This is a genomic window from Micromonospora sp. NPDC049801 (assembly GCF_040656575.1).
Lineage (GTDB): Bacteria > Actinomycetota > Actinomycetes > Mycobacteriales > Micromonosporaceae > Micromonospora.
The window spans coordinates 82,455-89,611 of sequence record NZ_JBFAMS010000017.1 but is presented as its reverse complement, the minus strand read 5'-3'; the positions used below and the strand labels follow the sequence as shown (position 1 = coordinate 89,611).

6 protein-coding genes are annotated in these 7,157 nt (G+C 71.6%); 4 read left to right on the top strand and 2 right to left on the bottom strand.

All coding sequences use genetic code 11. The annotated features are described in order from the left end of the window. Window positions 1–341: 341 nt before the first annotated feature. On the bottom strand, window positions 342–785 hold the full coding sequence (locus tag AB0I89_RS27185; RefSeq protein WP_355051413.1) for an SRPBCC family protein: 444 nt from the start codon (window positions 783–785) through the stop codon (window positions 342–344). 188 nt (window positions 786–973) lie between these two features. On the opposite strand from AB0I89_RS27185, the gene AB0I89_RS27180 reads away from it, so the two are divergent. The 3 genes from AB0I89_RS27180 to gltX all read left to right on the top strand — a co-directional run bounded on the left by AB0I89_RS27180 (window position 974) and on the right by gltX (window position 5,094). Further along, on the top strand, window positions 974–2,323 hold the full coding sequence (locus tag AB0I89_RS27180; protein ID WP_357132520.1) for a GH1 family beta-glucosidase: 1,350 nt from the start codon (window positions 974–976) through the stop codon (window positions 2,321–2,323). Then, entirely contained in the window at window positions 2,320–3,597 is a 1,278-nt protein-coding gene (locus AB0I89_RS27175) for an MFS transporter (protein ID WP_357132517.1), read from the top strand. The genes AB0I89_RS27180 and AB0I89_RS27175 overlap by 4 nt, the downstream gene beginning before the upstream one ends. Before the next feature lie 87 nt (window positions 3,598–3,684). Further along, entirely contained in the window at window positions 3,685–5,094 is a 1,410-nt protein-coding gene (gltX, locus tag AB0I89_RS27170; RefSeq protein ID WP_357132514.1) for a glutamate--tRNA ligase, read from the top strand. Between the two features lie 447 nt (window positions 5,095–5,541). Here the strand turns inward: gltX and AB0I89_RS27165 are convergent, their stop codons facing one another. Next, window positions 5,542–6,171, bottom strand: coding sequence for a copper resistance protein CopC (locus AB0I89_RS27165; RefSeq protein ID WP_357132511.1), 630 nt, complete (start codon window positions 6,169–6,171; stop codon window positions 5,542–5,544). 238 nt (window positions 6,172–6,409) lie between these two features. Here AB0I89_RS27165 and AB0I89_RS27160 point away from each other — a divergent pair, with 238 nt between their 5' ends. Further along, the gene (locus AB0I89_RS27160) at window positions 6,410–7,060 is read left to right on the top strand and encodes a hypothetical protein (RefSeq protein ID WP_357132508.1); all 651 of its coding nucleotides are present in this window, start codon (window positions 6,410–6,412) and stop codon (window positions 7,058–7,060) included. The last annotated feature ends 97 nt before the right edge of the window (window positions 7,061–7,157 follow it).

The following is a 7,157-nucleotide window of genomic DNA, read 5'->3' as shown; positions in this document are numbered from 1 at the left end:
GGGCGGGGGCCCCGGGCGGCCACTCAACCACCCCCCCCCCCTGCCAGGGGCCGGGCGCGTCGCGCCGGGCCCTTCCGCCTTGTCCCCTCCCCCGCCCGGACCCCGCCCGGACCCCGCCCGGACCCCGCCCCGCCCCGCCCCGCCCCGCCCCGTCGATCATGGAGTTGTGGTGGGGGACGAAGCGGTGAAGTCGCCTCGTTCCGGGCACCACGAGTTCATGATCGACGGGGCGGGAGCGGGGCGGAGCGGGGGCGGCAGGGATGGGGCGGCGGTGGGCCGACGTTCCTGGTGGGGACGCCGGGCCACCGCCGGGGCGGGTGACGCCGGGAGGACGCGGCTGGTCAGCCGACGGCGGCCAGGTCGGTGAGCCGGGCCAACGAGTCCTCCAGGTCGGCGCCGACCCGGCGCAGGCCCAGGCGCAGCAGAGCCGCCTTGACGGGGCCGGCCGGCCAGCGGACCACGATGAGCCGCACGACCGTCCCGCCCTCCTCCTCGTCCTCGGTGAGCTGGACGTAGATTTCGGTGCGCGCCTCCGCACGGGCACCGGCCCCCTTGGCCCGCTCCCGCCAGCCGATCAGTGTCGGCTCCTGATAGGCGATTACCTCGGCCTCATGCGCCGAGCGCCCCGCCTGGACCAGTTGTCGCCGCCCGAAGCCCTCCCCCGAGAGCACTTCGGCCGCGCGAACCCCCGCCAGCCAGGCCGGCAACTGCTCGGCCCGCTGGACGACGTCCCAGACCACTTCCATCGGCGCCGCCACGTGCGCACTACGTTCCACGAGGATCATTTCCGTCTTGCCTCCAGTGAGGACATCCCACGATATCGGCACTCTATGCGTCAAATCGGACTTACCTGGACGGGTTCGGAAAAAGACACGCCGATCAACCATTGCGGATTACGCCAGCCCGACCTATGGCGCATTCATCGACAGCGTCCTAGAGTCCCGAACACGTTTCACGTTCACCGGGAGAGCGCATGTCGACCGCACCGATGCCCGAGTTCCCCGACGGCTTCCGCTGGGGCGTCTCCACCTCGGCCCACCAGATCGAGGGCGCCACCACGGCCGACGGACGCGGAACGTCCATCTGGGACACCTACGCGCGCGAGCCGGGCCGGATCAGCGACGGCAGCAGCGGCGCGGTCGCCTGCGACCACTACCACCGGTACGCCGAGGACGTCGCGCTGATGGCCGGGCTGGGCGTCGGGGCGTACCGGTTCTCGATCGCCTGGCCCCGCGTGCAGCCGGACGGCAGCGGCGCGACCAACGCCGCCGGCCTGGACTTCTACGACCGGCTGGTCGACGACCTGCTCGCCGCCGGCATCGACCCGGTGGCCACCCTGTACCACTGGGACCTGCCGCAACCCCTCGAGGACGCCGGCGGCTGGCTGCACCGGGACACCGCCGCCCACTTCGCCGAGTACGCCGAGCGGACCGCAGCCCGCCTCGGCGACCGCGTCCGGCTCTGGATCACCCTCAACGAGCCGTTCATCCAGATGAGCCTCGGCTACGGCATGGGCGTGCACGCCCCCGGCCAGATGCTCCTCTTCGGCGCCTTCCCGGTCGCCCATCACCAACTGCTCGGCCACGGGCTCGCGGTACAGGCGCTGCGGGCGCACACCGACAGCCCCGTCGCGATCGCCAACAACTACTCGCCGGTGCGGGTGCTCGGCGACAGCGACGCCGACCGGGCCGCCGGGGCCGCGTACGAGACGTTGCACAACCGGCTCTTCACCGACCCGCTGCTCGGACGCGGGTACCCCGACCTGCCCGGCCTCGACCCGACCGTCATCCGCGCCGGCGACCTGGACACCATCGCCGCGCCCATCGACGTGCTCGGGGTCAACTACTACAACCCCACCGGAGTACGGGCAGCCGAGGAGGGCTCGCCGCTGCCGTTCGACCTGGTGCCGCTGGACGGTTACCCGCGTACCGCCTTCGACTGGCCGGTCGCCCCGGACGGGCTGCACGAGCTGCTCCGCTGGCTACGGAACACGTACGGCGAGGCGCTGCCACCCATCGAGATCACCGAGGGCGGCTGCGCGTACGACGACGAGCCGGACGCGCACGGGCAGGTGGCCGACCCGGAACGGATCGCGTACCTCGACGGGCACCTGCGGGCGGTCCGGGCCGCCATCGACGACGGGGTGGACGTCCGCGGGTACTTCGTCTGGTCGCTGCTGGACAACTGGGAGTGGGCCGAGGGATTCACCAAGCGCTTCGGTCTGGTGCACGTCGACTACGCCACGCAGAGGCGTACGCCGAAGTCGTCGTACACCTGGCTGCGGGACGTGATCGCGGGCAGCGCGCCGGGGGCGGCGCGGTGACCACCGTCGACCCGGCGGCGGCGGCGCTGCCGGCGGCGCTCGCCGAGCCGACCGTGCCGGTCCGGCGCGGCTGGATCGGCCTGGTCTTCGCCGCCAACCTGGGCGTGTGGATGGCGTTCTTCACCCCGATCCAGGTGCTGCTGCCGCAGCAGATCGAGCGGATCGCGCCCGGCGACAAGGAGACCATGCTGGCCGTGGTCACCGGCCTGGGCGCGTTGGCGGCGGTGCTGGCCAACCCCCTGGCCGGCGCGTTGTCCGACCGGACCTGCCTGCGGGTCGGCGGTCGGGAGTTCGGTCGGCGGCACGTCTGGACCGCCGGCGGGGCGGTGCTCGGCGCGGCGGCGCTGGTGCTGCTGGCCCAGCAGCGGACCATTCTCGGGGTCGCCGTCGGCTGGGTCGCCGCGCAGGTCTGCTTCAACGCGATGCTGGCCAGCCTCACCGCCGCCATCCCGGACCGGGTGCCGGTGACGCAGCGCGGCAGCGTCTCGGGCTGGGTGGGCATCCCGCAGGCGCTCGGGCTGGTCCTCGGGGCGGTGCTGGTCACCGCCGTGGTCACCGGGAACGCCGCCGGCTACCTGGCGATCGCGGTGGCCATCCTGCTGCTGTCGCTGCCGTTCGCGCTGCTCACCCCCGACGACCCACTGCCCCGCGCGAACCGCCCGGCACTGCGCGTCCGTACGCTGTTCGCCTCGATGTGGATCAGCCCGCGCCGGCACCCGGACTTCGCCTGGGCGTGGATCACCCGGTTCCTGGTCCAGCTCGGCAACGCGCTGGGCACCCTCTACCTGCTGTACTTCCTCACCGACGGGGTTCACTATCCCGACCCCGAGGGCGGCCTGCTGGTGCTGATCCTGCTCTACACGTTGGGCATGATGCTGACCGCCGTGGTCTCCGGCCGGCTGTCCGACCGCTCCGGGCGGCGCAAGATCTACGTGATCGTCTCCGGGCTGATCATGGCCGTGGCCGCGCTGTTGCTCGCGGTCGCACCCACCTGGCCGATGGCGATCGTCGCCGCGCTGCTGCTGGGCGCGGGTTACGGCGTCTACCTCTCGGTGGATGCCGCGTTGATCACGCAGGTGCTGCCACGCGCCACCGATCGGGCCAAGGACCTTGGCGTGATCAACATCGCCAACTCGGCGCCGCAGGTGCTCGGTCCGGCGCTCTCCGCCCCGCTCGTGGTCCACCTGGGCGGCTATCCGACGCTCTACGCGGTCACCGCCGTGGTCACCGTGGTGGGCAGCGCCCTGGTGGTCAAGATCCGCTCAGTCGCCTGAGGTGTAAGGAAGGGCACCTTGTACAACACCAGGCGATAAGAAGGGGCCCTTCCTTACCGGGTCGACGGCCGCCGTAGGCTGGAGGACGTGACGGTACGTGTGCGCTTCGCCCCCTCCCCGACCGGTATGTTCCACGTCGGCGGCGCCCGCTCGGCGCTGCAGAACTGGATCTACGCCAAGCAGCAGGGCGGGGTGTTCGTGCTCCGCATCGAGGACACGGACGCGGCGCGCAACAAGCCCGAATGGACCGAGGGCATCCTCTCCGCGCTGGACTGGATCGGCATCTCCCGGGGCAGCTACGAGGGGCCGTACTTCCAGTCCGAGAACGCTGGCGAGCACCGGGCCGCCGCCACCCGGCTCTACGAGTCGGGCCGCGCCTACTACTGCGACTGCACCCGCGAGGACGTACAGGCCCGCACCGGCTCGCAGTACCAGGGCTACGACGGCTACCACCGCGACCGTGGCCTCGGGCCGGGGCCGGGCCACGCGCTGCGCTTCCGTACGCCCGACGAGGGCACGACCGTGGTCGTCGACCTGATCCGGGGCGAGCCCACCTTCGAAAACAAGCTCATCGAGGACTTCGTCATCGCCCGGGGCGACGGATCGCCGGTGTTCCTGCTGGCCAACGTCGTGGACGACATGACCATGGGCATCACCCACGTGATCCGTGCCGAGGAGCACCTGCCCAACACGCCCAAGCAGCAGCTCCTGTGGGACGCCCTCGGGGTCAAGCCGCCGGTCTGGGCGCACGTGCCGGTGGTCGTCAACGAGAAGCGGCAGAAGCTCTCCAAGCGCCGCGACAAGGTCGCCCTGGAGGCGTACCGCGACGAGGGCTACCTCGCCGGCGCGATGCGCAACTACCTCATGCTGCTCGGCTGGGCGCCCTCGGGCGACCGGGAGATCGTGCCCTGGTCGGTCATCGAGGACGAGTTCCGCCTGGAGGAGGTCAACCCCTCCCCCGCGTTCTTCGACGAGAAGAAGCTGCGCGCGTTCAACGGCGAGTACATCCGCGCGCTGCCGGTGGCCGAGTTCGTCGACGCCTGCCAGCCGTGGCTGACCGGCACCGGGACCATCGCGCCGCCGCCATGGCAGCCCGAGGAGTTTGACGCCGACGCGTTCGCCGCCGTGGCGTCGCTGGCCCAGACCCGGATCGCGGTGCTCAGCGAGATCGTGCCGAACGTCGACTTCCTCTTCCTGGCCTCGCCCACGATCGACGAGGCCGCCTGGACGAAGACGATGAAGGACGGCTCCGCCGAACTGCTGGACGACGCGGTCGCGGCCTTCGAGGCGCTGGAGTCCTGGGACGCCGAGGCGCTGAAGTCGACGCTGGAGGCCGTCGGCGCCGAGCGCGGCCTCAAGCTCGGCAAGACGCAGGCGCCCGTACGCGTCGCGGTCACCGGCCGCACCGTGGGCCTGCCGCTGTTCGAGTCCCTCGAGGTACTAGGCCGCGAACGCACCCTGACCAGAATGCGCGCAGCCCGCCTCCGCCTCCCCTAACCCCCTGCGCCGCCGCCTCCGCCGCTTCGCGGCCCCGCCCCGCCCCGCCCCGCCCCGCCGATCATGGAGTTGTGGTGCCGGGTTGGGCACCCTTATGACGGCTTTGTCCTCCACCACAAGTCCATGATCGACCCAGACTGGGCGGGCGGCGGGGACGGGGCGGCGGGACGGGGGCGGCGAGGGTCCGGCTCGCTTTGGGCGGTGTCGCGTCTGCGCTCTCCGCCGCGCCGATCTTGCAGTTTCGGTTGTCGATATGAGTGGGTTGCACGCTATGTCGCCACAGAAAGCGCAAGATCGGCGCCGAGACGCAGCGGCTGTCGCCGAGCCACGCCCTGCCTTCGCACCCCGCCGCGCCGATCTTGCAGTTTCGGTTGTTGGTATGGGGTTGGATGCCCGTTACGTCGCCACAGGAAGTGCAAGATCGGCGGACGCGGGGACGCGGGGCGGTTAGCGGGTTCGGCGGCGGAGCAGCAGGGCGGCCGTCAGGGCGGCTAGCAGTAGCGCGCCGCCGAGTGCCCAGGGCCACCAGCGGCTCCCCGAGTCGGATCGTTCCTCGGCGGCCGGTACGGCGGAAACGGTGTCGGCGGACGGCGACACGGGTCCGGCGGGGGATGCCGTGGGCGAGCCGGGCGCTGACGGGCCGGTGCTGGCCACTGACGGACTGCCGGACGGGCCGAGGGCTGAAGAGGGGCTGGCGGACGGGTCCGCAGCCGTGCCGGTGGTGAGGGTGAACCGCACCTCGCCCTTGATCGGGTGGCCGTCGTTCGACGGCAGCTGGTAGGCGACGGCGTAGAGCCCCGCCGCGCCGGGCGTGAACGGCACGCGTACCCGGGTGCCGTCGAACGTGGGCCGCCCGCCGGCGACCACATTGTCCGGTCCGGTTATTGTGATCTTCGTCGTAGCCGGCGGCGGCTTGGCCAGGAAACGTAGCTCGATCCGGGTGGGCGCGGTGGCCACCCGGGCGCCGTCGGGCGGATCGCTGCCGGTCAGCGAGTTGTGCGCGGCGGCCGGCGTCGCCGGGGCCAGTAACGACACACCGAACGCCACGCCGAGTACCACTGGCACGAGCCGTGCCATCCGTGTAACCCTGCCCCCCATGAACCCCTCCGTAAGGGTACGATCCGCCCGCTGATCAAACAGCTCCTCGTTAGTCGAGCAGAGATCGCAGATAGTTCCAAATACTGTTCCACAAGCTGCAATCCATCGACGTTCTGCGGAGTCTGTGAGAGTGGGACCGACCCGGTCGGTGCCGTCACCGGCCGACCGACCCGGACGTCACGGCGAAGCCATCCATCGAACGGGGCGAGGAGGCGGGATGGTCCGACAGATGAGGCGCCGGCTCGCCGTGCTGGCGGGCACGCTGGCTGCGGCAGTGCTGGTGCTTGGCGTGGCCGGCCCGGCGAGCGCGGCGCCCAAGCCTGCGCCCGCCGGCGTGGACGTCACCGGCGAAGGGCTCACCGAGCCGCTGCGGCTACGGTCCGAGACCCAGCCCGCGCACGTCCTCGCGGTCATCGACCAGATCAACTTCTTCGGTCGTACCGGAATGCCGACCGGCCCCAAGGCGGCTGACCTCGGTCCGAAGTACACGGTCGTGGTGCTCGCCGGGGAGACCCCGAAGCAGATCTTCGACCTCTACCCCAAGGCGGCCGGCGGCCCGCGCGTCTACCGCCCGGCCAAACAGCCGGACGGTCGCCGGACCAGCGCTGGCTGGTTCCTGGGACGGCTCAGCATGTCCGAGACGCTGCGTACCGCCGGGGTGCCGCTGGAGCGACAGTTCGACACGGTCAGTGGCGGCGTGGGCGGCGGCGAGCGGGTGCTGCCGGAGGACACGATGGATCCGGTGCGGGACATCGACGAAGCACTCGGTGAGTTGCAGCGGCTGCTGCTGCTCAACGTCGGGGTGATGCTGACCATCACGGTCGGCCTCGCCGGGATCGCCCTGCTGATCCGCCGCCGGACCCGCTGACGCGGCCATCCGCCGGACCCGCTGAGGGCCGCCGGAAGGCGCGGGTACGCCAGAAGGCACGGGTACGCCAGAAGGCACGGGTACGCCAGAAGGCACG

Excerpts from the sequence above, each read along its gene's own strand:
- AB0I89_RS27185 (WP_355051413.1), bottom strand. The coding sequence starts at position 785 with ATGATCCTCGTGGAACGTAGTGCGCACGTGGCGGCGCCGATGGAAGTG.
- AB0I89_RS27180 (WP_357132520.1), top strand. The coding sequence starts at position 974 with ATGTCGACCGCACCGATGCCCGAGTTCCCCGACGGCTTCCGCTGGGGC.
- AB0I89_RS27165 (WP_357132511.1), bottom strand. The coding sequence starts at position 6,171 with ATGGCACGGCTCGTGCCAGTGGTACTCGGCGTGGCGTTCGGTGTGTCG.
- AB0I89_RS27160 (WP_357132508.1), top strand. The coding sequence starts at position 6,410 with ATGGTCCGACAGATGAGGCGCCGGCTCGCCGTGCTGGCGGGCACGCTG.